Source organism: Marinobacter sp. UBA2498 (assembly GCF_002341575.1).
Lineage (GTDB): Bacteria > Pseudomonadota > Gammaproteobacteria > Pseudomonadales > Oleiphilaceae > Marinobacter > Marinobacter manganoxydans.
In genome coordinates, this window is sequence record NZ_DDOI01000132.1 from 412 (window position 1) to 2,669 (window position 2,258).

3 protein-coding genes are annotated in these 2,258 nt (G+C 59.9%); all 3 read left to right on the top strand.

The genetic code is table 11. From position 1 onward, the window contains the following. Positions 1-872, top strand: an 872-nt coding sequence (locus tag B2W52_RS18250; protein ID WP_286803855.1) for a biotin/lipoyl-containing protein, incomplete at its 5' end; no start/stop codon positions are given. Further along, positions 869-1,696 carry an SDR family oxidoreductase gene (locus tag B2W52_RS18255; protein ID WP_092031041.1) on the top strand — a complete coding sequence of 276 codons (828 nt, stop codon included), beginning with the start codon at positions 869-871 and terminating at the stop codon, positions 1,694-1,696. The genes B2W52_RS18250 and B2W52_RS18255, both read left to right, overlap by 4 nt. 63 nt (positions 1,697-1,759) lie before the next feature. After that, positions 1,760-2,258 (top strand): AMP-binding protein (locus tag B2W52_RS18260; RefSeq protein WP_286803856.1); only part of this gene is annotated, 499 nt, incomplete at its 3' end.

The following is a 2,258-nucleotide window of genomic DNA, read 5'->3' on the forward strand; positions in this document are numbered from 1 at the left end:
GGTTTGATACCGGGGTACGATCTGGAGATGCTATCACTCCCCACTACGACCCGATGCTGGCAAAAGTAATTGCCTGGGGCCAAAACCGGGATGAAGCCCGCCGGCGGCTGATCCGCTCGCTTGAGGACACAACCGTGTTCGGCGTGACCACCAACCGCCATTTCCTGAGCCGGATTATCGCAGACGAGACTTTCGGGGCCGGCGGGGCGACCACGGCCTTCCTGCAGCAGGCCTTCAAGGACGATCCGTCCCTTCAGCCGCAAAACCTGACCATTCGCCAGTTGGCCCTGGCCGCCTGCGTGCTCGACCATGACATTTCGGGCCAGAGCGCCTGGAGCAATGCGCCGGCCACCATGACCCCCATCAAGCTGGAAACCGGCGACACCACTGTCGAGCTACTGGTGACCCGCAGCGGCAGCCGGTTGTCTGTCAGTATGGGCGAAACCCGGCATTCCCTGGTACTTGAGAGCCAGAGGGATGGCCATTTGTGCATTATCGACAGCGGCGTTCGTCAGGCCTGCCAATATCACCGCCAGGGCGATTCCCTATATTTGCAGGCGTTCGGGCAATCCTGGTCGGTGCGCGATGTTACCCACCAACCAGCCAGGACTGCTGGTGGCGCGGGCAGCGGTCGCATCCAGGCGACCATGGATGGTGCCATCATTGATGTGTTAGTTGAAGCTGGTCAGAGCGTTCACCAGGGCGATACGCTGGTGATACTGGAAGCCATGAAGATGGAGCATCCGGTAAAAGCAGACCGCGACGGCAGAGTCGCCGAGATTCTTGCGAGCAAAGGCGACCAGGTAAAACGCAGTCAGTTACTGGTCCAGATAACCGCCAACGAGACGGCCGAACAGGAGAACGAGGCATGAGTACCATGCGTGATCGTACCGTTTTTATCACCGGCGCCAGCCGTGGCATCGGCCGGGCCATCGCCCTCGCCGCCGCCCGTCAGGGCGCGAACGTAGTGATTGCCGCCAAATCAGACACGCCTCATCCGAAGCTGCCAGGCACGATCCATACGGTGGCGGAGGAAGTTCGGGATGCTGGAGGCAAAGCGCTACCGCTGGTTCTGGATGTCCGGGATGAAAAGCAGATCCGCCAGCGCATTGATGAGGCCGGCGAGCATTTTGGCGGCATCGACGCACTGGTAAACAACGCAGGCGCCATTCGGCTAACCGGTGTGGAAAACCTTAAGGTCAGCCGGTACGACCTGATGCATCAGGTCAATGCCCGGGCCGTCATGGCCTGCAGCCAGGCCGCACTGCCCTGGCTGAAACAGTCGGACCGGGCTCACATCCTGAGCCTGTCGCCGCCTCTGAATCTGAATACCCGGTGGTTCGCCCAATATGGCCCCTATACCACCACAAAATACGCCATGACCATGCTGAGCCTGGGCATGGCGGAGGAGTTCAGGCGGTACGGCATTGCGGTTAACACGCTGTGGCCGAAAACGCTGATTGCCACGGCAGCCATCGAATTTGAAGTTGGCGGGCCCCAGATGATGGCCCAGGGCAGGAAGCCGGACATCATGGCCGATGCCGCTGTCAGCATCCTCAACCGGTCGTCTGAGACTATGACTGGTCAGACCCTGATCGACGAGGAGCTGCTACGGCAGGACGGTATCACCGACTTCGATCATTACCGGTATGAGCCGGGCGATAAGCCCCTGATGCCGGACCTGTTTCTGGACTGAACCCGAGGCATGCGTTGTTCCGGGCTCAACGTCCACACAATAAAAGGGACCAATGGAAACACCATGAGCCAAGACAACGTATCCGCACTGGACATTGCCCGCAGCCTGCCCGGAATATTCCGGCGTTTGCCGGCCATAACCCGGGGGCTGTATTACTATGCCCTGAAAAACGAGAACCGTGAGCTTACGCTCGGCACACTCATCGAGAACAACGCCCGGAACCTGGGCAGCCGGCCCGCCATTCTGTTTGAAGACCGCTCGATCACATGGAGCGAATTGAATGGCTGGGCCAACCGCATCGCCCGCTACCTGCAGGACCAGGGGCTTGCCAAAGGGGATGCCATTGCGATCTTCCTTGAAAACCGCCCCGAATTGCTGGCCGTGGTAGCCGGCGCAGCCAAACTCGGGGTCGCCTGCGCCATGCTCAACACCTCCCAGAGAGGCAAGGTACTCGAACACAGCATCAACCTGATCGAGCCCAAAATGGTGGTGGTTGGCGAGGAACTGATCGAAGCGTTCGACGGCATAAAGACAGATCTCAAGACCGCCCATCCCCAGCCAT